The sequence below is a fragment of the Frigoribacterium sp. CFBP 8759 genome (assembly GCF_014841655.1).
In the GTDB taxonomy this organism is placed as follows: domain Bacteria; phylum Actinomycetota; class Actinomycetes; order Actinomycetales; family Microbacteriaceae; genus Frigoribacterium.
Window position 1 is genome coordinate 348,654 of sequence record NZ_JACYUH010000003.1, and the last position, 20,723, is coordinate 369,376.

A 20,723-nucleotide genomic window follows, 5' to 3' on the forward strand; every position below is an offset into this window, starting at 1 on the left:
CGACCTACTCCGCGGTGCGACCTACTCCGCGTCGAGCGGCAGCAGGATGCCCTTCACGCGGGGGTCGGTCGCGAGGAACTCCTGCACGGCCGGGTCCTGGAAGGCGGCGACGAGCTTCTTCACGGCGTCCTCGTCGGCGTAGTCGCTGCCGATGGTGAGCTGGCCGGCGAACTCGTCCGGTGCGGCGGGGGCGAAGATCTGCTGCTCGATCGGCACGCCGGCGGCGAGGTAGTACTCGGTGTAGCCGACGGCTGCGTCGAGGTCGGGCAGGGCCCGCGACTGTGCGGCAAAGTCGAGCAGGGTGAACTGCAGGTCCTTCGGGTTCGAGGCGATGTCGTCCTGGGTGGCGTGTGCCTTGTCGACGCCGTCCTTCAGCGTGATGAGGCCGGCGCGCTCGAGCACCCAGAGCCCCTGGGCCTCGTTGGCCGGGTCGGAGTACAGCGACACCGTGGCGCCGTCGGGCAGCTGGCCGGGATCGGTGTACTTCGACGACCAGAGGCCGAAGCCCCAGCGGAACACCGGCGTCGCCGCTTCTTCCCGGAAGTCCGGGTTCGAGGCGAGCACCTGGTCCAGCCACAGTTCGTGCTGGTACACCGTGCCGGCGATCTCGCCCTCGCTGACGGCCCGGTTGATCGTGTTGCTGTCGCTCAGGCCCGTGAAGGCGACGGTGATGCCGTACTTCGGGGCGACCTCGTCGGCGACGAACTGCACGAGGGCCTGCTCGGACGCGTTGCCCTCGGCGGTGGCGACGGTCAGCGTCGCCCCGGCCTCGGCGACGGCCGGCCCGGCGGGCGCGGTCAGGGGCACGACGATCGCGGCGGCGACGGCGACGACCGCCACCGCGCCTCCGGCGATCCAGGGCCAACGGCGGCGACGCCTCAGCTCGAAGCCGTGGTCGTCCGTGACGGTCGCGGTGCGGGGTGCAGGGGTGGGGGTGTTCTCGGGCATGGCTGTCCTTCGGGAGGGGCAGGCGGCGCCTGTGGGTGGGGGAGGCGCGGTGCGGGACCGCAGGGGGGAACGAGGAGGCGCGGTGCGGGACCGCAGAGGGGAACGGGGAGGCGCGGTGCGGCTCAGACCGCCGCGGCCACCGGGGGCAGGTCGGTCGCGCGGCGCCGCCACCAGCGGCGCCGGCGGACCGGCTCGGGGCTCGTGGCCCGCACGGCGAGGTCGCCGAGCTGTTGGACGGCCGCGACCGTCGCGACGAGCAACACGATCGTGACGATCATCACGGTGTGGTCGAAGCGCTGGTAGCCATAGGTGACGGCGACGTAGCCGATGCCGCCGGCGCCGATGGTGCCGGCGATGGCCGAGTACTCGATCATCGCGATCGTGTTGATCGTGAGACCCCCGATCAGGCCGGGCAGCGCCTCGGACAGCTGTGCGGTGCGGACGATCTGCAGGCGGGACGCCCCGCTCGCGGTCGCCACGCGCACCCGATCGCTCGGGACGCTCCGCAGGGAGTTCTCGACGATGCGGGTGAAGAAGGCGATGCCCGCGATCGACATCGGCACCACCGCGGCCGCGATGCCGATGTTGGTGCCGGTCACGAACCGGGTGAACGGGACGATCGACGCCATGAGGATCAAGAACGGCAGCGAGCGTCCGATGCTGATGACGGCGCTGAGCACCGTGTGCACCGGCGCGTTCGGCACGAGGCCCGCGGGGCCGAGGTTGTGCACCAGGGCCCCGAGCGGCACCCCGACCAGCACGACGATCGCCATCACGATGCCGACCATCACGAACGTGTCGCCGAGTGCGGGGAGCACCAGGGCGGGGATCTGCGCCCACGGCACCGAGTTGTCGTACGCGGTCGACGGGCTCGTGCCCGACGCGAGGACGGTCGTCGCGATCGGCGCGACGGTGCTGACGACGGTCATCGGACGAGCTCCTGTTCGGGCGTGAGCGTGGACGTGGGCGTGGGCGCCGGGGACGGGTCGAGGGAGCGGGCGGTGAGCCCGAGTGCGGCGGCGACCCCGGGCAGGCGCGAGGCGACCGCCTCGGGGACGGCGACGGTCGCGTGCCCGACGGTCGCGCCTCCCAGGGTCTCGATCGAGGCTCCGAGCAGCGACACGGGCGACCCCAGGGCCGATCCGAGCGTGGTCGGCCAGTCGGTCGGCACGTCGGCCGAGACGTAGTCGAGCCGCCAGGTGCGGCAGCCGTCGGGGGCGCCGGCCGCCGGTCGGGTCGGTCGCAGCGCCGCACCGAGCGCCGACGCAGGGTCGCGCAGCAGGTCGAGCACACGACCCCGTTCGACGATGCGTCCGTGGTCGAGGCGCGCGACGGTGTCGGCGATCTGCAGCACGGTGTCCATCTCGTGGGTGACGAACAGGATCGACAGGCCGAGGTCGTCACGCAACTCGCGCAGCAGGTCGACGATCGAGGTGGTCGAGGCGGGGTCGAGGCCCGACGTCGCCTCGTCCGAGAGCAGCACGGTCGGCCGCAGGGCGAGGGCCCGGGCGATGCCGACGCGCTGGCGTTGGCCGCCCGAGAGCTCGTGCGGCCGGGCGTCGGCACGGTGGCCGAGCCCCACGCGGTCGAGCAGCTCGGCGACTCGACGCCTCGTCTCGGCCTTCGTCACGCCCAGGTACTCGAGCGGCAGGGCCACGTTCTGTGCGGCGGTCCGACGGCCGAAGAGTCCGTCCGACTGGAACACCGTGCCGATCCGACGGCGGGCGACCCGCAGGTCGCGCTCGCCGAGCCGGGTCAGGTCGTCGCCGTTGACGACGACCGAGCCCGAGGTCGGTCGTTCGAGCAGCGTCACGCACTGGGCCAAGGTGCTCTTGCCGGCGCCGCTCGGGCCGACGACCGCGGCGATCTCGCCGGTGTCGACCCGGAAGTCGACGCGGTCGAGGACGGACGTGCGGTGCGATCCGGTCTCGTAGACCTTCGTCAGCTGCTCGAGGCTGATCATGGGGGCTCCAGGGTGTCGGCTGAGGTGGTGGGTTCGGGGTGTCGCCGAGCATAAGGAGGCGCGGGTCGCGTTCGCGAGGACGTGTCACGTCATGCGTCGCCGCGTGACGCCGTGTGTCGCGGGGCCCGGCTGCGGGGCGCGGCCGCGGGGCCCGGCTGCGGGGCCCAGCCGCAGGGGCCGGTCGCACCACGCTCCCGTGGTCGAACCAGCCCCCCGGGTGGTTCGACCACGCGAGCGTGGTGCGACCTCCTCCGACGGCGGGCGCGGCAGGATGGGCGACATGCCCGCACCCACCACGTCCCTGCCCACCGCACTCGTCACCGGCGCCTCCGGCGGCATCGGCGCGGAGTTCGCCCGGCGGCTCGCCCCCGACCACGACGTGGTGATCGTGGCGCGCAGCGGCGACCGTCTCGAGCAGGTGAGGGCCGAGCTCGTGGCGACCCGCGCCTCCGGGTCGTTCACGGCCGTGGTCGCCGACCTGTCGACGCCCGACGGGGTCGAGACCGTGCTGGCCGCCGTCGGCGACCGCGCGATCGACGTGCTGGTGAACAACGCCGGCGTCGGCTCCCACGGGGCGTTCGTCGAGTCCGACCCCGCCGCCGTCCAGGCGCAGGTGCACCTCAACTGCTCGCAGGTGGTCGCGCTGACGCGCGCGCTGCTGCCGGGCATGGTCGAGCGACGCCGCGGCACGGTGGTCAACGTCGCCTCGACCGCGGCCTTCCAGCCGATCCCGACGATGGCGGTCTACGGGGCGACCAAGTCGTTCGTGCTCTCGTTCAGCGAGGCGGTGCACGCCGAGGTGCGGGGGTCGGGCGTCACCGTCACGGCCCTCTGCCCGGGGGCGACCGAGACCGGCTTCTTCGCCGCGACCGGGAGCGACTTCCTCACGAGCGGTCGCCAGACCCCCGAGCAGGTCGTCACCGCGGCACTACGGGCCGTGCGCCGTCGCCGTGCCGTGGTGGTCAGCGGGCTCGGCAACGCGATCGGTGCCCAGGCGCACCGCTTCCTGCCCCGCCGACTCGTGACCGCGGCCTCGGCCCTTATCGTCCGCGAGCGCTAGGCGCCGGGCCCGGGTCGTCGGCCGCGCTTGGCCCGCACGGCGAACGCGTCGAGGGCGACGAGCACGTCGGGCGCCTCGTACAGGCGTCCGCGGCGTGCCTCACCGATCGGCCGCACGATGCCGTCGTCGACGAGTCGTTCGATGCCGGCCCGGGCGTTGTTCGTCGCGACCCCGAGTTCGCGGGCGACCGACGGCACGTCGACGACGGGCTGGCGTTGCAGCACGTCGAGCAGACGTCGACCGACCGACCCCGCGCGGGCGGTCGTGAGTTCGTCCCACTGCAGGCGGAGCCGGGTCAGGTCGATCACGAGGGAACGGCCGTTGTCGACCGCCTCGACGGTCGCGCGGGTGAAGGCGCGGACGATCGGCTCGACGTCGCCGTCGCGATACGCCCCGAGTGCGTCGAAGTACCCCGAGGCGTCCCGCAGGAGGCCGGCCGAGACCGGCACCGTCACCTGACGCATGACGCCCAGCCGTCTCAGCATCGAGTGGACGATCGCGCGACCCGTCCGGCCGTTGCCGTCGGGGAAGGGGTGGATGGTCTCGAACTGCGCGTGGGTCAGCGCGACGTGCACGAGGGCCGGCAGGTCGTCACGACGGGCGAAGGCGAGCACGTCGTCCATGGCTCGCGGCACCCTCTCGGCGCGGGGCGGCACGAAGTCCGCCGTGTGCGGGCTCGTTGCCGTGCCGCCGATCCACACCTGCTGATCGCGCCAGCGGCCCGTGTGATGCGGTTGCTCGTCGCCCAGGAGGGCCGCGTGCATCGCGATCACGGCAGCGTCGTCGAGGTCGTCGGCGAGGGCGACGGCGGCCTCCATCGCGTGCGCGTTGGCGATGACGAGCCGGGCGTTCGTCCCGGCCTTCCGGCCAAGGGCGGCGAGGGCGATGCCACGGGGCATGGCCGTGAGGTTCTCGATCTCGGAGCTCGACGCGCTCTCGCTCCGCAGCAGGATCGCCGCGAAAGGGGCGGTGAACGCGCCCACCTCGGCGTCGAAGCGGGCCAGCTCGGCGACGGCGTCCTCGCAGTCGACCACGAGGTCCGCGGGCAGGTTCGGCGCGGCCGCCCCGGCGATGGCCGGGGTGACGGCGGCCTCGTACGGGCCGCGTGACCGCAGTCGAGCTCGGCGGGAGAGCGGGGCGTCCTCGTCGTCGTCCCAGGGGTGGCTCTCGTACTCGACCCGCGGCCACGAGGGCGGGGGAATCAGGGGCATGCCACCCACCTTAGCCATGGTTAGCGGATCAAACGTCCTCTCGACGAACCAGGGCGGCGTCGCGCGCCGCGACGAGCAGGTCGGTCAGCACCGTGCCGGTGGCCCCGCGGTCCTCGGGGTGCCACTGGACGCACCACACCGGAGCCGTGACGTGCTCGACGGCCTCGACCGTGCCGTCGTCGGCCCAGGCGACCGCGCGCAGCCCCTCGCCCAGGCGCCCCACCGCCTGGTGGTGCGAGCTGCGCACGACCAGCGACGTCGTACCGAGCATCGTCGCGAGCGTGCTGCCGTCGGCGAGCCGGACCGGGTGGTCGACCATGCTGTCCTCGACGCTGTCGGGGTTCACGTGGCCCGGGTGGTCGAGGTGCTGCACGAGGTCTCCGCCGAGGGCGACGTCGACCACCTGCATGCCGCGACAGATGCCGACCAGCGGCAGCCGCGCCTCCACGGACCCGCGCACCACCTCGATCTGCACCCGGTCGGCGTCGGCGAAGGTCTGGCCCCGCCCCGGGTGGTCGAGGGGACCGCCGTAGTGGCTCGGGTCGACGTCCTCGCCACCGGTGACGAGCACCGCGTCCGCCTCGGAGAGGGCGGCGTGCACGTCGCCGAGCCGGTTGGCCGGCACCCGGCGCACCGTGAACCCGACCTGCTCGGCGGCGGCGACCACCGAGGTGGACAGGGCGTCGAGCTCTCGCTCGAACGCGGGGTCGTCGCGGGCCTCGTCGGTGACGTCGAGGAGCAACAGGTTCAGGAGGCGCGGTGCGGGCGAGTCGCTCATCGCGCCATCCTGGCAGCCCCGGCCGCACCGCACCGCACCGCTTCGCACCGCGTTTCGTGCACGGCACCGCGACGAGACGCGGTGCCGTGCACGAAACGCGGTGCGAAGGGCCGAGGGCCGAAGGCCCCCCGGCTAGTCGGTGCCGTCGATCCCGCCCAGCCGTTCGAGCACGCCCGTGAGGATCGTGCCGGCCGCGTCGGGCAGCACGTGGTGGTTCATGTAGATCGCCTCGAGCCAGGGCAGCACCTCGTCGCGACCCCAGCCCACGGCCTCCCAGTCGACGCCGGGCAGGGCCTTCGTCCGGGGCTGGTCGGTCCGGGGGTCGAGCCAGGCCTCGGCGATCGGCACGCCCTCGGACGCGCCCTGGGGCGTCCAGGCCAGCGCGATCGGGTGGTCGTCGCCCTCGATGTGGTCGTGTTCGACGGCACCCGAGCCGAGCCAGGGCAGGGTCAGCAACTCGCCCTCGATGTCGACCTCGACCAGGTCGAGCTTGCGTGGTTCCTCGACCTCGCAGACGTAGAGGTCGAAGCCGGCGTCGTGCCAGGCCGCCGCCTCGTCGACCTCGTCGAGCAGGTCGGGCATGCGGCGGTGCAGGTCGACGATCAGCCGGGTCGACCACTCGACGAGCACCCGCGTGTCGGCGACGCCGAAGGGGCTGAGGTCGCTGTCGTCGCCGTTCGCGAGGTGGAAGTGGTGCTCGACGTCGCCCGAGGGCGTGGTCTCGAGGTGCACCTGTCCGGTCTCGTAGCCGACGTACAGGGCGGTGATCAGGTCGTCGTCGTCGTACTCGGCGTAGAGGTTGGGCTTGCCGAGCGCGGTCGGCAGCGGCGTCTGCGCGGCCGGGCGCTGGCCCAGGTCGAACACGGCACGGAAATGGGTGGTGGGGAGCCTCAGGCTCATGTCGGTCACGGCGTGGGGTCCAATCGGTTGCTCACGCCAGGGTAGAGGACGCGGCCGCCCGTCCGCGGCCCGTCCACAGCCGAGGAGGCGCGCTCCGGGACTTCCCGGAACGCGCCTCCTCGTGTGGTCGCCTCGACGGCGTCGGTGCGGGGCGGCGTCGCTGCTACGCGGCGACGGGGCTGCGCTGGCCGACGACCGAACCGGCCTCGGCGGCCTCGGCCGACGCGTCGGCCCCGGCGGCCGCACCCCGGCGGACGAACTTCTTCAGCAGGACGAGCACGAACGCGCTCACGACGGTGCCGGCGACGATCGCCAACGCCCACATGCCCAGGTTGCCGATCGCGAAGAACACGAAGATGCCACCGTGGGGGGCCTGCGACGTGACGCCGGCGGCCATCGAGATGGCTCCGGTCACCGCGCCTCCGACCATGCTGGCGGGGATCACGCGCAGCGGGTCGGCCGCGGCGAAGGGGATCGCGCCTTCGGAGATGAACGAGGCGCCCAGCAGCCAGGCGGCCGTGCCGTTGGAGCGCTCGACCTGCGAGAAGCCCTTGCGGTAGAGGACGGTCGACGCGAGGGCCATGGCCAGCGGCGGCACCATGCCGGCGCCCATCACGGCGGCCATGATCATCAGGGGGGCCGGGTTGTCGCTGATGGAGCCCGCCGACAGGCCGGCGACGGCGAACGAGTAGGCGACCTTGTTGACCGGACCACCGAGGTCGATGCACATCATGAGGCCGAGGATGACGCCGAGGACGATCGCCCCGGTGCCGCTGAGGCCGTTGAGGAAGTCGGTCAGGGCGACGGTCAGGGCGGCGATCGGGCCGCCGAGCACGAGCACGAGCAGACCCGAGGCGAAGATCGACGCGAGCAGCGGGATGATCACGACGGGCATCAGGCCGCGCAGCCAGCGGGGCACGTCGGGCTTGCCGATCCAGTAGGCGGCGAAGCCGGCGAGCAGACCACCGACGAGACCGCCGATGAAGCCGGCCCCCATGAAGACCGCGACGGCACCGGCGACGAAACCGGGCGCGATGCCGGGTCGATCGGCGATGGCGTAGGCGATGTAACCGGCCAGGGCGGCGACGAGGAAGCCCATCGACAAGTTGCCGATCTGGAACGCGGCGGCACCGAGGAAGTACGGCAGGCCCTCGGGCGGCAGGTTGAACAGCGAGTAGTCGGTCAGCACGGTCGCGGCGTTGCCGGCGATCTCGTAACCCGAGAGCAGGAAGCCCAGGGCGAGCAGCAGGCCGCCACCGGCGACGAACGGGATCATGTACGAGACGCCGGTCAGCAGCCAGCGCTTGAGCGACGAGCCGAAGCCCTGCTTCTCGGTGGCGGAACCCGCGGCGGCACCGGCGGCACCGGCCGTGCCGCCCACGCGGGCGGCGTTCGGGTCCTTGGCGGCGGCCAGCGCCTCCTTCACCATGGCGTCGGGAGCGTCGACGCCGCGCTTGACCGGTCCGCGGACGACGGGCTTGCCGGCGAAGCGGCCCTGGTCGCGTACGTCGACGTCGACGGCGAAGATCACGGCGTCGGCCTCGGCGATGACGGCCGGATCGAGGGGAGTGACCGTGCCCGAGCCCTGCGGCTCGATCTGCAGGTCGGCGCCGAGGCGCTTCGCCGCGGCGACGAGGGCGTCGGCGGCCATGAAGGTGTGGGCGATGCCGGTGGGGCAGGCGGTGACGCCGACCAGCTTCGGGCGCCGCGCGCCGTCGCCCGTCGCGTCGGCCGCGGACGAGGAGGCGCTGGTCGCCCCGGCCGCGGAGGCGGCGGTGGCGCCGCGCGTCTCGGCGACCTCGCCGCTGACCTCGTCGTCGACGAGCTGCACGATGTCGGCCGGGGTCTTCGCGGCGCGGAGGGCGGCGGTGAAGTCGTCGCGGATGAGGGCGCGGGCGAGCGTCGAGAGGACCGTCATGTGGTCGCCGTCGGCGCCCTCGGGCACCGCGATCATGAAGACGATGTCGGCGTCGCCGTCGGGGGCACCGAAGCCGACCGTGCGCGCGAGCCGGGAGAAGGCGAGGGTGGGCTCGGTGACCGAGGCCGACCGCGCGTGGGGGATCGCGATGCCGCCGGGGACGCCGGTGCCGACCGAGGCTTCACGCTTGATGGCGTCGTCGGCGAGCGAATCGGCCGAGCCGGCGCGGCCCGAGGCCGCGACGCGCGCGGCCAGGGCGCGGATGACGTCGGTCGACGTGCCGCCCAGGTCTTCGTCGAGACCGACGAGGTCGGTGCTGATGAGGGATGACATGCTGTTCTGCTCCTTGGGGTTGGGCGACGCTGCTCAGAGGTGCCCGACGGCCGCGGGGGCCACCGGGACGACGTCGATGTCGTCAGGGAAGGTCTGGTCGAGGCGGGGGACGATGCTGCCGGGCAGGGCCGCGGCGGCGGCTCCGGACGCGACGGCCTGGGCGAGGCGGGCCGGGGCGGGGGCCCCGGCGGTCTCGGCGAGCAGGTAGCCCGACAGCGACGAGTCGCCGGCGCCCACCGTGCTCAGGGCGGTGATGACGGGGGCGGCGGCGAACCACGAGCCCTCGTCGTCGATCAACAGGGCGCCCGCGCTGCCGAGGGTGAGCAGCACGGTCTCGACGCCCAGCTCGCGCAGGCGTCGGGCCCCGGCGACGGCCGAGGCCGGGTCGGCCTCGTACGCCTCGGGGTCGCCGCCGACGATCTCGGCGAGCTCGTCGGCGTTGGGCTTGACGAGGTCGATGCCGACGCCCGACGCGATCAGGGCCGCGAACGGCTCGCCCGACGAGTCGACCGCGATGCGCGGGGCGGCGTCACCGCAGGAGGCGCGCACGGCCCGGACGACGTCGGCCAGCCAGGTCGTCGGCAGGCCGGGCGGCAGCGAGCCGGCGAGCACCAGCCACGAGGCGAGGGCCGCGTGTTCGACGACGAGGGCCGTGAGTTCGTCCACGTGGGAGCCGAGGTCGGGGCCGAGCTCGTTGATCTTGGTGGTCGTGCCGTCGGGTTCGGTCAGGGTGACGTTGGCCCGGAGGCGCTGCCCGATCGGCAGGTTGACGGTGGGCACGCCCCGCTCGCGCAGGGCGACGAGGACCGGGTCGTCGAGGGCGCCGGGCAGCAGGGCCACGGTCTCGGCACCCGACGCCGCCAGGGCCCGGGACACGTTGACGCCCTTGCCGCCGGGCTCGTCGGTCGTGCTGACCGAGCGCTGGACCGCCCCGCGCTGCAGGGTGCCCGGCAGCTCGATCGTGCGGTCGAGCGAGGGGTTCGCGGTGACGGTGAGGATCATGCGGCTGCCTCCTGGCTGCGGGGCGGTGTCGATCGGGGCCACGACGGGGCGGGGCGTGGGGGTCGGGGCGCTCATGCGACGATCACCTCGACGTCGGCGAGATCGAGGGCCTCGCCCAGGTCGGGCGCGGGGGGCGCGTCGGTGACCACGGTGTCGATCTCGGCCAGGCGAGCGAACCGCACCAGCGCCTCCTCGCCGTGTTTGGTCTGGTCGACCACGGCCACGACGCGGCGTCCGGCACGGACGTACGCCGACTTGACGGCGCCCTCGAACTCGTCGGGGGTCGACAGCCCGAAGCCGGCGCTGACGCCGTTCGCGCCGACGAAGACGATGTCGGGGCGGAGCGCCTGGATCTGCTCGACCGTGCTGGTGCCGACGGCGGCGCTGGTCAGCCCGCGGACGCGTCCGCCGAGCAGGTGCAGGTCGACGTGGGGGCTGTGCTGCAGCAGCGCCGCGATCGGGACGGCGTTGGTGATGACGGTGAGGACGGTGCCGGGCGTCGCCGGCGTCCAGCGGGCGAGTTCGGCGGCGACGGCGGCGGTGGTGGTGCCGGCGTCGAGGGCGATCGAGCCCGTGAACGTCGGCGGCACGAGGTGCGCGGCGGCCTGGGCCACCGAGGTCTTCTCGGGGCTGTGCCGGGTCTCGCGCTCGCTCAGGCTGAGTTCGCTGACGCTGGAGCGGCCGGCGGCGACGGCACCGCCGTGCACGCGCTGGAGCAGGCCCGCCTGTTCGAGGGCGTCGAGGTCTCGGCGGACCGTCTCGGCCGTGACGTCGAGACGCAGGGCGAGATCGCTGACCGACACCCGACCAGCCGAGCGCAGGGCTTCGGCGATCGACTCGTGCCGTTCGGTGGCGTACATGCGACCTCCTCGTCGTCTCGCGGTGCTGCCGGCACGCGTGCTGCCGGCGTGGGCCGACTGTACGTCGCTTCCACAGAGAAAACAAGACAAAAGCAGAAAAACGAAGAAGAACGCAGATCGCGCAGGCGAGGACCGAGCCATGTCCGCAATGCGCACTCTTCCCGATCTGGCTAGTTCATCTAGCAATCGGCCTGCCACAGTGGTGCACGTACCGGTTCACGGCGGTACGGGCACCGACTTCACGGGCGGTGCCGGAGTTCCAGCAGGTTCCTCAGGCGACGCAGGGTCACCAGAAATGAGAAGAACATGAACACCAGCAGCACCTCGCTCCAGGGCCTCGGCCACGAGCAACTCGTCTCCCTCGTCCGGGGCACGGTCGGTTCGGCCCGCCCCGCGGCGACCCGCCCGACCACCGGTCGCGTCGACGCGGGCCTCTACCGCCGCGACCCCCGCGTCCCGGCCGTCCGCATCGAGACCTACCCCCGTCGTCGTCGGGCGCGAGTCGCGGCCGTCGCCCTCGCCGCCCCCATCTCGGCAGCCGTCTCGGCCGTCGCCCGGGTCGACGAGCCCACCTACGCCGACTTCCTCGTGGCCGCTCCGGCCCACGCGATGTCGGCTTGAGGCGCGCGTCGTGACCTTCGCCCAGCGCATCCTCGCCGACCAGGTCGGCGACCACGTGTCGTACTTCGACACGGCCCTCGACGACACCGACGACCTCGACTGAACGGCCCGACCATGACCTCCTCACTTCCCTCGCTCGACACCCTCGTCCACCCCGACCTCCACGAGTACGTGGCCGACCGCTACCCCTTCGTGGCGGGCCTGGTGGACGACGACCAGATCTGACCGTCCCGGGCCCCGGCCCGGTGCACGACTTCGGACGGGCTGACGCCCGGCCCGTCGACGGTGCGTACCAGCGACCCGCAGCGCGGGACGCCGACGAGCACCCCACGAGAGCCCCCTCGCCCCACGGCGAGGGGGCTCTCGCGTGTCCGCGGCCGCGACCCGCGGAGGAGGCGGGTGGTTCTCGGGGCGGACGCCGCGCCTCCTCGGGGTTCGTAGCGTGGACGAGGTCGCACCCACGGGGCGCGACGGTGCGGCCACCCGGCCGGCACCGACGACGAACCGAGGAGGCACGGTGTCCGCAGTCGAGGTCGTCCCGCGCCACGGTCCGGGTCGCGTCACCCGGGCGCGAGAGTTCTTGCTCGACCTGCTGGCCTTCGGCCGCGCCCAGGCCCTCTCGTGCGCGTTCGCCGTCGCGATCTTCGCCGGGCTCGCCCTGACCCGCGTGGTCGACGTGGGCGTGCCGCGCTACGACGCGATGCTGATCTGGTGCCTGCTCGTGCAGGTCGTCCTCGTCGCGACGCGGCTCGAGACCCGGGACGAGCTGCTCGTCATCTGCGTCTTCCACGTCCTGGGGCTCGGGCTCGAGGTCTTCAAGGTCGCGATCGGCTCGTGGTCGTACCCCGAGCCCGGCGTGCTGCGCCTGGGGGACGTGCCGCTCTACAGCGGCTTCATGTACGCGGCGGTCGCGAGCTACATCTGCCAGGCGTGGCGCCGGCTGGACCTCCGCGTCGACCCCGTGCCGATGGCGGCGACCATGGCCGTCGCGGTCGGCTTCTACGTCAACTTCTTCACGAACCACTGGATCGCCGACCTGCGCTGGGTGCTGCTCGGCGTCGCCGCGCTGCTGATCGCCCGGCGGTCGGTGACCTTCCGCGTGCGGGGCGTCGACCGCCGCATGCCCCTGCTCGTGTCGTTCGCCCTCATCGGGCTGTTCATCTGGATCGCCGAGAACGCCGCGACCCTGCTCGGTGCCTGGACCTACGCCTCGCAGGTCGACGGCTGGAGCCTCGTGCACCCCAGCAAGATCGGCTCGTGGATGGTGCTCGTGATCTTCAGCTTCGTGCTCGTGCTGTGGCTGAAGCAGCGGAAGGGCGCGTCACCGACCATGACGGCGTGACGGCGTGACGGCGTGACGGCGTGACGGTGTGCCGGTGTGCCGGTGTGGCGGTGTGACGGCGTGCCGGTCGCACCACCGTCGCGTCGTCGAACCACGCTCTCGGGTGGTTCGACGACGCGGACGTGGTGCGTCCTCGCCCGCAGGTCGCGGTCAGGGGGCGGCGTGGCGCCCGACGCGCGTGGGGGCCGGGGTGGATGCGGCAGCAGCGGCGACCACGGGGACCGTGCCCGCAGCCGCAGCCGCAGCCGTAGCCGTGGGCGCAGTCGTGGGCGCGGCCACGGGCTGGGGCGCGGCGACGACGCCCGCGGCGTCGGCGACGCCCCGTGCCAGCGCGGCCGCCTGCGGTGCGCGACCCGACACGGCCGCCGCGACCGCCGCCTCCCGGGTCTCGTACATCGTCGGCAGGTCGTGACCGCCCTCGGCCGTCTCGTAGCTCTGCAGCTCGAGTTCGGCGAGCCGGGCGAACTCGGCCAGCTTCGCGGACGACACGCTCTTCGCCTTGCGGGGCCGCGTGTTGTGCAGGCAGAAGGTGCCGATCGCCTCGCCGGACGACGAGTGGATCGGGTGCCCGGCGTAGAAGTACCCGTGGTTGAGGTCGAGGTAGGGGTTGTCCTTGAACCGGTCGTCCTTGCGGGCGTCCTCGACGATCACGGGCGCGTCGGCCGCGACGGTCACGTCGCAGAACGTCAGCTCGCGGGGGATCGAGACCGGCAGCAGTTCGGTGTTGACCGCGTAGTAGAGCTTTTTGCCGTCGAGCAGCGAGACGACCGCGACGTCGACGCCGAACTCCTTCTCGGCTCGGCGGGCGAGGTCCTGCAGGGTGTCCGACCCGCCGCTGCTCGCGAGCTCGACCAGCTTCTCGGCTCCCGACCACTCGAAGGTCGGCTCGGGGAGGGCCCGACGCGGACGGGCAGGAGGCGCGGTGTCGGTCGACGGGGTGGCCCCGGTTCCGAGAGCGGTCGCGGGTGCGTCCGCCGGGGCCGGCGCTGGTGCGTCCGCCGGGCGTGCCGACGCGGGTGCGTCCGCCGGGCGTGCCGCGACGGCCTGCTCGGCCTCGAGACGCGCGAGGGCCTGCTCGGCCTCGAGTCGGGCGACGGCCGCCCGCGCGGCCTCCAGCTGCGCGACGACCGGGTCGACCGGGGCCGGTGCGGCCACCGACGCCGCCAGTCGGGCCACCTCGAGCTGGGCGGCGACCCGCTCGGGCACGACGGGTGCGACGGACGTGCGTCCGATGTGCTCGACGGTCTCGCCGCGGCGCACGACGTCGAGGGTCGGGGCCACCCGGTCGGCGACCACGGAGCCCCACTTCCGGTACATCGTCTCGCAGCCGTGCGGGCGACCGGGCTGCAGCTCTCCCGAGGGCAGCCGGAAGTACGAGGCCGACGGGTGCTGTGCGGCGATCCGCTCGGTGATCTCGTTCATGCGGGCGGCGTGCCGATCCGCGACCGATCCGAACGGGTTGTCGAACCGCGTGACCGAGCGCACGGGCTGCACGCCGACCAGCACGATGCGGGCGGTCGGGTGGACGCGGCGGGTCAGGTCGGTGACGAGTGTCGTCACGTCACGCTGCCATCCCTCGAGCGGGGTGAGCATGACGGCGTCGTTGAGGCCGAGCATGACGACGACCGTGTCGTACAGGCTGAGGTCGTGGTCGCCGATCCACGAACGGGCCGAACCGGCGTTCATCATCTCGTCGCCGATGTAGTCGACCGAGCAGGCGCGACCGGTGCTCTTCGAGGTCTCCTTGGCGATCTGACCGGTGAGCGCCTGCTCGTGGCTCGTCACGCCGAAGCCGTGGGTCGGACCCGTGCCGATCAGCAGCACGGTGTCGGGGTCGGGGGAGTCCGCCCGGTAGGTCGGCCGTCCGCGTGGCGAGGGCACGTGCCGGGAACGCGAGAGCGTCCACAGGTAGAACAGGCGCATGGCAGGCCTCAGCCGCTCGTAGCTGCGCGTCGGGTGCGCGGGTGTGTCGACCGTCCTGGTCACGTGGTGCTCCTCGGGTGTCTCTCGGTGTCTCGTCCCCCTGTCCCAGGCTAGGCAGCGGTCGGCAGCCGGGCTGCCCCCAGTGCGGGTCGACGGTGGCCCCCCTTCTGGTCGCACCGCCGCCCGGAGCCCGTCGACGCGGACCCCCGGCCCGAACCTGGACGCCGGAGGCGCGGGGCGAGCAGGCTGGTACGCGTGACCCCCGCAGACAGCACGACCCCCGACGACGACCACGGTTCCGTCGCCACCGCCCTCGAGCTCGTGGCCGACGAGGTCGACGCCGCCGTCTCGGCGGTGCTCGACGCGGACGCCGGAGGCGACGACTCGTCCGACACGTCCGGCCAGCTCGACGCCTTCGCCGACCTGCTCGACGACGCCGAGCGCGTCTTCGTCCACGGTGCGGGTCGCTCGGGTCTCGCCCTCCGCATGACCGCGATGCGGTTGATGCACCTCGGACTCGAGGTCCACGTCGTCGGCGAGGTCACGACGCCGGCCATCGCCGACGGGGACGTGCTGCTCACCGCGAGCGGCTCGGGCACGACGTCCGGCATCGTCGCCGCGGCCCGGACGGCCGTCGACGCCGGCGCGCGGGTGGCCGCCATCACCACCGCCGCCGACTCGCCGCTGGCCGACCTGGCCGAGGCCGTGCTCGTGGTGCCCGCCGCCGACAAGCAGGACCGCTCGGGAGCCGCGTCGTCGCAGTACGCCGGCGGGCTGTTCGAGCAGACCGTCGTGCTGCTCGGCGACGCCGTCTTCCACGCGCTGTGGAAGCGCTCGGGTGCCGATGCCGACGAGCTCTGGCCCCGTCACGCCAACCTCGAGTAGCCGCCCCGCGCCTCCTCGCCTCCTCGCGGCTTCTTCGCCCCGCTCTGCACGAGGTCGCACCACCGTCGAGTCATCGAACTGCCCCGTCGGGCGGTTCGATGCCGCAGACGTGGTGTGACCTCGTCGTCGCCCTGCCTGTGGACGACCACTGGCGGGCCGCCATGTGACGGCAGTCTCTCCCTGTGATCGAACATCTGCCCCACATCATCCGGTCCGACCGGCTCGAGCACGGGCGGCGGGAGTCCGAGGCCGTGCGTCGTGGTGTCGAGCGGGGTGAGTTCGTCCGGGTCCGTCGTGGGGCAGCCGTCGACGCTGCCGCGTGGCGAGGGGCCTCCTCTCGGGATCGCCACCTGATCCTCGTCCTCGCCGTCATGCCGCGGCTCGCTTCGCGGATGGTGGTGTCTCATGCGTCGGCGGCCGCATGCTGGGAGCTGCCGGCCCTCGGTGAGTGGCCGAGCCGCGTGCACGTCGTCGACCCGGACCGCCGCACGACCCAGACGACGGCGAACGTCGTGCGGCACCCGGGACCGCTCTCCGGTGAGGAGGTGCGGTCGCTCCCTCCACTTTCCCTCACCTCTCCGGCTCGAACAGCAGCCGATCTCGCCCTCACGTCGTCGTTCCGTGACGCGGTGGTCGCCCTCGATGCCCTCGTGCGGAGGGGGCTCGCCACCGCGGATGACGTGCGGCACGTCCTCGACGGACGTGGGTCGGCACGAGGCATGCCGAGTGCACGCCGTGCCGTCGCCTTCGCGACGCCCGAGGCCGAATCCCCGGGGGAGTCGCTGACGCGGGTCGTCCTGCACGAGCTGGGCGCGCCTCCTCCGGTGCTCCAGCAGCGTTTCACCTGGGGAGACGGCGGCCTCTTCGCCGACGTCGTCGACTTCTGGTGGCCCCGGTTCGGCGTCGTGCTCGAATTCGACGGACGGATCAAGTACGGGAAAGGGCGGTGGAAGAAGGGCCGGTCGCTCGGACAAGTCGTCGTGGACGAGAAGATCCGAGAGGACCGCATCCGCAACCGGCCCGAGGTCAACGGATTCGCGCGAACGGTCTGGGACGAGTTGTCGCACCCACCCCGCCTGGCCGCGAACCTCCGCTCAGCAGGGCTGCCCTTGCCGTGACGCTCAGGTCGCACCACTTCCGAGTCGTCGAACCAACCCCGAGTGTGGTTCCGTGACGCGATCGTGGTGCGACCTCGGAGCGGGTGCGGGTGCGGGTGCGGGTGCGGGCGGTGCGTTTCTAGGCGAGACGAGCCGGTGGCGGGGCCACGTTTTACCCGCGCGAAACAATTCGTATACAAAACTGGGGCCTGCGGCAGAATTGTATGCAATCCACGCCGCGCAGACCGATACCACCCGAGCATCGGAGGCCCGATGGCCCGCCCACCCCGCCCGACCCGCGCCGCGAGCGCCGGCGCGTCCCGCGCCGCGAGCACGGCCCGTGCCGCGAGCCCGGCCCGTGCCGCGAGCACGGCCCGCGCCGCGAGCTCCCCGGCCGGGCGTCGCCGCCTGCGCCGGGCCCTCGCGCTGCCGGCCCTCGCCGCTGCCGCGACGCTCGCCCTGACGGCCTGCGTCCCGCAGCAACCCGCCGGGACGAACCCGCCCGACAAGACCGACGTGACCACCGCGCCGATCGGCGACCGGACCATCGTCGAGGGGGGCGACCTGGTCATGGCGCTGTCCGCCGAGCCGGACGCCCTCGACCCCACCACGTCGTCGTCGCTCTACACGCGCTACGTCATGGAGACCGTGTGCCAGAAGCTGTACGACATCGACGCCGAGGGTGACCTCGTGCCGCTGCTGGCGACCGAGCTGCCGACGCTGTCGGACGGCGGGCTGACGGTCGACATCCCCGTGCGCACGGACGCCGTGTTCGCGGACGGCACCCCGTTGGACGCCCAGGCCGTCGTCACGACGCTGCGTCGTCACCTCGACAAGCCCGACTCGTCGCGGGCCAGCGAGCTCGGCCCGGTGACCGGGGTCGAGGCCCTCGACGACGACACGGTGCGCCTGACCTACGAGCGCCCCTTCGCCCCGCTGACCGCGGCCCTCGCCGACCGCGCGGGGATGATCATGTCCCCGACGGCGCTCGAGGCCGAGGGCGACGACTTCGGCGACGCCCCGGTCTGCGTGGGCCCCTTCAAGTTCGTCGACCGCGTGCCGCAGACCTCGATCTCGGTCGAGCGCGACCCGCTCTACTACGACGCCGAGGACGTGCACCTCGACTCGATCACCTACCGCATCATCACCGACGCGAGCATCCGTGCGGCGAACGTCCGCGCGGGCGACGTGCAGGTCGCCGACTCGATGTCGACGATGGACGTCGACTCCCTCATGGCGGACGACGGCCTCACGGTGCTGCAGGTCGGTTCGTTCGGCTACCAGGGCATCACCGTGAACATCGGCAACCAGGACGGCGTCGGGACCGACCCCGTCCAGATCGACACCCCCTTGGCGAGCGACGTGCGCGTCCGTCAGGCGCTGGCCATGTCGATCGACCGTGACGCGCTGGTGCAGAGCGTGTTCGGCGGGTGGAACGACACCGCCTGCTCGCCGATCCCGCCGACGAGTCCGTTCGCCACCGATGCCAGCGACGCCTGCCCGGGCTACGACCCCGAGGGGGCGAAGCGCCTCCTCGCCGAGGCGGGGGTGACGACGCCCTACGAGATCGAGATCCAGGCCAGCAACAACGCCGACACGCTGCGCCTCGCCCAGGCGTTGCAGGCCCAGGTCGCCGACGGTGGGTTCCGCCTGTCGATCACCCCGGTCGAGTACTCGACCCTGCTCGACGTCCAGTCGCGCGGCGACTTCGACGCGCTGCAGCTCGGCTGGTCGGGCCGCGTCGACCCGAACGGCAACATGGTGAACTTCCTGCGCACCGGTGGCGGCAACAACTACTCGGGCTACAGCAACCCCCGGGTCGACGAGCTGCTGGCCGACGCCGCCGCGTCCATCGACGTCGACGAGCGTGCGGCGCTCTACGGCGAGGCCGTGACGCAGGTGCAGGAGGACGAACCGCTGATCTACCTGTACCGCACCCGCAGCCTGACCGCGCTGACGAACGAGGTCGCCGGGGTGTCCACCTACGCCGACGGCGTCGTGCGGCTCAGCAACGCCGCGTTCGTCGAGGGGGAGTGACCTGATGACCCGTTACCTGTTCACCCGGCTCTGGCAGTCGGCCGTCACGCTCGTGATCGCCTCGATCGTCGTGTTCTGGGGCGTGCGCCAGCTGCCCGGCGACCCGGCGCTGGCCCTCGCCGGAGAAGAGGCGACGCCCGAGCGCGTCGCCGCGATCCGGGCCGACCTCGGCCTCGACGACTCGCTGCTGGTGCAGTACGGCCGGTTCGTCGGCAACTTCGTCCGCGGCGACTTCGGTGAGTCCACCCGCACCGGCACCCCGGTCACGGAGTTGATCGGGGCCACCCTGCCGGTCACGCTGTGGCTCGCCCTCTACGCCATCGTCGTGGCGGTCGTCGTGGGCGTCGCCCTCGGCGTCGTCGCCGAGCGCTACCGCGGACGCTGGCCCGAGTGGATGGCCAACGCCGCCGCCCTGGTCGGTCTGTCGGTGCCGAACTTCTGGCTCGGCATCCTGGCGATCCTCTGGCTCGCGGCGGGCCTCGGCCTGTTCCCGGCGTCGGGCTACGTGCCGGTGGCCGAGAACCCGGCGAGCGCGTTCTACCACCTGACCCTGCCGGCGCTGATCCTCGGCACGAGCCTCGCCGCGGTCATCATGCGGCAGACCCGGGCCTCGATGATCGAGACGATGAAGACCGACTACGTGCGCACCGCGCGGGCCAAGGGGCTCGGGCGCGGGCGGGTGCTGATGCGCTACGGCCTGCGCAACTCGATGATCGTGGTCGTCACGATCGTCGGCCTGCAACTCGGCGGCCTGATCTCGGGCGCCGTGGTGACGGAGCGCATCTTCGCGCTGCCGGGCTTCGGCAAGCTCACGCTCGACTCGGTGTTCACCCGTGACTACCCCGTGATCCAGGCCGTCGTGCTGATCATCACGGTCGGTTACATCCTGATCAACCTGGCGGTGGACGTCCTGTACTCCGTCATCAACCCGCGCATCAGGGTAGGAGGCGCATCGTGACCGTCATCGAGACACCCACCGCCGCAGGGGCGGGCCTCGGGTCGGGGCGGGGACGCGTCTGGCGCGGCCTCGTCCGCAACAAGCTCGGCGTCACGGGCGGCGTCATGCTGCTCGTCGTCCTCGTGGCCGGCCTCGCCGCGCCCCTCATCGCCCCGTACGACCCGACCCGGGTGAACTTCGAGCTGCCGTTCCAGGTGCCGGGCACGGTCGGTTACGTGCTCGGCACGGACGACCTCGGCCGCGACATCCTCTCGCGCACCGTCTACGGCATCCGCGTCTCGCTGCAGGTCGGCGTGCTGTCGGTGCTGCTGGCCGTCGTGGTCGGCACGCCGCTCGGGTTGCTGGCCGGCTACTGGCGGTGGCTCGACGGCGTGATCTCGCGCCTCACCGACGTCATGCTGGCGTTCCCGTTCCTGATCATCGCCGTCGCGCTCGCCGCGATCAGCGGTCCGAGCCTGACGAACGCGGTGGTCGCCCTCGGCATCGCGCAGGTGCCGACGATGATCCGCGTGGTGCGCGGCGAGACGCTCCGCATCAAGTCGACCGACTTCGTCCTCGCCGCGACGACCATGGACGCCTCGGGGCTGCGGGTGATCTTCCAGCACGTCCTGCCGAACTGCGTCTCGGCGATCATCGTCCAGGCGACGGTCATCATGCCGGTCGCCGTGATCGGCGAGGCCCTCCTGTCGTTCCTCGGGCTGGGCATCCAGCCGCCGACGGCGAGTCTCGGCATCATGCTCAGCGACGCGCAGCAGTACCTGGCCAAGGCGCCCTTCGCGGCCGTCGTGCCGGGTCTCGCGATCGCCGTGATCTGCCTCGGCTTCAACCTGTTCGGCGACGCCCTGCGCGACGCCCTCGACCCCACCGCCAGCGACCGGAAGTGACCC

18 protein-coding genes are annotated in these 20,723 nt (G+C 72.7%); 8 read left to right on the forward strand and 10 right to left on the reverse strand.

Annotated features, from left to right (window positions below; all coding sequences use genetic code 11):
* Positions 1-21 precede the first annotated feature (21 nt).
* From IFT79_RS11795 to IFT79_RS11805, 3 genes are all read right to left on the reverse strand, one after another.
* A complete protein-coding gene (locus tag IFT79_RS11795) occupies positions 22-948 on the reverse strand; it encodes a MetQ/NlpA family ABC transporter substrate-binding protein (protein WP_192124347.1) in 927 nt (308 codons plus the stop codon).
* 122 nt (positions 949-1,070) lie between these two features.
* Positions 1,071-1,877, reverse strand: a complete 807-nt coding sequence (locus IFT79_RS11800; protein ID WP_192124349.1) for a methionine ABC transporter permease — start codon at positions 1,875-1,877, stop codon at positions 1,071-1,073.
* Complete coding sequence (locus IFT79_RS11805; protein ID WP_192124351.1) at positions 1,874-2,911, reverse strand: methionine ABC transporter ATP-binding protein; 1,038 nt, start codon at positions 2,909-2,911, stop codon at positions 1,874-1,876. The genes IFT79_RS11800 and IFT79_RS11805 overlap by 4 nt, the downstream gene beginning before the upstream one ends.
* A 280-nt stretch (positions 2,912-3,191) precedes the next feature.
* On the opposite strand from IFT79_RS11805, the gene IFT79_RS11810 reads away from it, so the two are divergent.
* Positions 3,192-3,971: an SDR family NAD(P)-dependent oxidoreductase gene (locus IFT79_RS11810; protein ID WP_123570661.1), complete on the forward strand. Its 780-nt coding sequence runs from the start codon at positions 3,192-3,194 to the stop codon at positions 3,969-3,971.
* On the opposite strand, the gene IFT79_RS11815 is transcribed toward IFT79_RS11810, so the two are convergent.
* The 6 genes from IFT79_RS11815 to IFT79_RS11840 form a co-directional block, all read right to left on the reverse strand.
* Entirely contained in the window at positions 3,968-5,182 is a 1,215-nt protein-coding gene (locus tag IFT79_RS11815) for a Fic family protein (protein ID WP_192124352.1), read from the reverse strand. The genes IFT79_RS11810 and IFT79_RS11815 overlap by 4 nt on opposite strands.
* A gap of 28 nt (positions 5,183-5,210) precedes the next feature.
* On the reverse strand, positions 5,211-5,960 hold the full coding sequence (locus IFT79_RS11820) for a gamma-glutamyl-gamma-aminobutyrate hydrolase family protein (RefSeq protein WP_192124354.1): 750 nt from the start codon (positions 5,958-5,960) through the stop codon (positions 5,211-5,213).
* Between the two features lie 132 nt (positions 5,961-6,092).
* Complete coding sequence (locus IFT79_RS11825) at positions 6,093-6,869, reverse strand: hypothetical protein (protein ID WP_192124357.1); 777 nt, start codon at positions 6,867-6,869, stop codon at positions 6,093-6,095.
* A gap of 154 nt (positions 6,870-7,023) precedes the next feature.
* Positions 7,024-9,111 (reverse strand): PTS fructose transporter subunit IIABC, encoded by a 2,088-nt coding sequence (locus IFT79_RS11830; RefSeq protein WP_192124358.1) that lies wholly within the window; start codon positions 9,109-9,111, stop codon positions 7,024-7,026.
* 33 nt (positions 9,112-9,144) lie between these two features.
* A complete protein-coding gene (locus IFT79_RS11835; RefSeq protein ID WP_159825498.1) occupies positions 9,145-10,113 on the reverse strand; it encodes a 1-phosphofructokinase family hexose kinase in 969 nt (322 codons plus the stop codon).
* 71 nt (positions 10,114-10,184) lie between these two features.
* A complete protein-coding gene (locus tag IFT79_RS11840) occupies positions 10,185-10,973 on the reverse strand; it encodes a DeoR/GlpR family DNA-binding transcription regulator (protein ID WP_192124360.1) in 789 nt (262 codons plus the stop codon).
* A 306-nt stretch (positions 10,974-11,279) separates the two neighbouring features.
* Between IFT79_RS11840 and IFT79_RS11845 the strand changes: the two genes are divergently transcribed.
* The gene (locus tag IFT79_RS11845) at positions 11,280-11,594 is read left to right on the forward strand and encodes a hypothetical protein (protein ID WP_056046878.1); all 315 of its coding nucleotides are present in this window, start codon (positions 11,280-11,282) and stop codon (positions 11,592-11,594) included.
* Positions 11,595-12,111: 517 nt separating this feature from the next.
* On the forward strand, positions 12,112-12,936 hold the full coding sequence (locus IFT79_RS11850; RefSeq protein ID WP_199859673.1) for a DUF817 family protein: 825 nt from the start codon (positions 12,112-12,114) through the stop codon (positions 12,934-12,936).
* Positions 12,937-13,086: 150 nt separating this feature from the next.
* On the opposite strand, the gene IFT79_RS16930 is transcribed toward IFT79_RS11850, so the two are convergent.
* Positions 13,087-14,922 (reverse strand): GAF domain-containing protein, encoded by a 1,836-nt coding sequence (locus tag IFT79_RS16930; RefSeq protein ID WP_192124362.1) that lies wholly within the window; start codon positions 14,920-14,922, stop codon positions 13,087-13,089.
* A 192-nt stretch (positions 14,923-15,114) separates the two neighbouring features.
* Between IFT79_RS16930 and hxlB the strand changes: the two genes are divergently transcribed.
* The 5 genes from hxlB to IFT79_RS16935 all read left to right on the forward strand — a co-directional run bounded on the left by hxlB (position 15,115) and on the right by IFT79_RS16935 (position 20,720).
* Complete coding sequence (gene hxlB / locus IFT79_RS11860) at positions 15,115-15,744, forward strand: 6-phospho-3-hexuloisomerase (protein WP_056046874.1); 630 nt, start codon at positions 15,115-15,117, stop codon at positions 15,742-15,744.
* Positions 15,745-15,926: 182 nt separating this feature from the next.
* The gene (locus IFT79_RS11865; protein ID WP_192124364.1) at positions 15,927-16,862 is read left to right on the forward strand and encodes a hypothetical protein; all 936 of its coding nucleotides are present in this window, start codon (positions 15,927-15,929) and stop codon (positions 16,860-16,862) included.
* Between the two features lie 252 nt (positions 16,863-17,114).
* A complete protein-coding gene (locus IFT79_RS11870) occupies positions 17,115-18,878 on the forward strand; it encodes an ABC transporter substrate-binding protein (RefSeq protein WP_192124366.1) in 1,764 nt (587 codons plus the stop codon).
* A gap of 4 nt (positions 18,879-18,882) precedes the next feature.
* On the forward strand, positions 18,883-19,836 hold the full coding sequence (locus IFT79_RS11875; RefSeq protein ID WP_056046871.1) for an ABC transporter permease: 954 nt from the start codon (positions 18,883-18,885) through the stop codon (positions 19,834-19,836).
* Positions 19,833-20,720, forward strand: a complete 888-nt coding sequence (locus tag IFT79_RS16935) for an ABC transporter permease (protein ID WP_236556928.1) — start codon at positions 19,833-19,835, stop codon at positions 20,718-20,720. Before IFT79_RS11875 ends, IFT79_RS16935 begins: the two co-directional genes overlap by 4 nt.
* Positions 20,721-20,723: the final 3 nt, after the last annotated feature.

Bases quoted from the DNA above. Each gene is read 5' to 3' on its own strand.
- IFT79_RS11795 (WP_192124347.1), bottom strand. From the start codon at position 948: ATGCCCGAGAACACCCCCACCCCTGCACCCCGCACCGCGACCGTCACG.
- IFT79_RS11800 (WP_192124349.1), bottom strand. From the start codon at position 1,877: ATGACCGTCGTCAGCACCGTCGCGCCGATCGCGACGACCGTCCTCGCG.
- IFT79_RS11805 (WP_192124351.1), bottom strand. From the start codon at position 2,911: ATGATCAGCCTCGAGCAGCTGACGAAGGTCTACGAGACCGGATCGCAC.
- IFT79_RS11810 (WP_123570661.1), top strand. From the start codon at position 3,192: ATGCCCGCACCCACCACGTCCCTGCCCACCGCACTCGTCACCGGCGCC.
- IFT79_RS11815 (WP_192124352.1), bottom strand. From the start codon at position 5,182: ATGCCCCTGATTCCCCCGCCCTCGTGGCCGCGGGTCGAGTACGAGAGC.
- IFT79_RS11820 (WP_192124354.1), bottom strand. From the start codon at position 5,960: ATGAGCGACTCGCCCGCACCGCGCCTCCTGAACCTGTTGCTCCTCGAC.
- IFT79_RS11830 (WP_192124358.1), bottom strand. From the start codon at position 9,111: ATGTCATCCCTCATCAGCACCGACCTCGTCGGTCTCGACGAAGACCTG.
- IFT79_RS11835 (WP_159825498.1), bottom strand. From the start codon at position 10,113: ATGATCCTCACCGTCACCGCGAACCCCTCGCTCGACCGCACGATCGAG.
- IFT79_RS11840 (WP_192124360.1), bottom strand. From the start codon at position 10,973: ATGTACGCCACCGAACGGCACGAGTCGATCGCCGAAGCCCTGCGCTCG.
- IFT79_RS11845 (WP_056046878.1), top strand. From the start codon at position 11,280: ATGAACACCAGCAGCACCTCGCTCCAGGGCCTCGGCCACGAGCAACTC.
- IFT79_RS11870 (WP_192124366.1), top strand. From the start codon at position 17,115: ATGGCCCGCCCACCCCGCCCGACCCGCGCCGCGAGCGCCGGCGCGTCC.
- IFT79_RS11875 (WP_056046871.1), top strand. From the start codon at position 18,883: ATGACCCGTTACCTGTTCACCCGGCTCTGGCAGTCGGCCGTCACGCTC.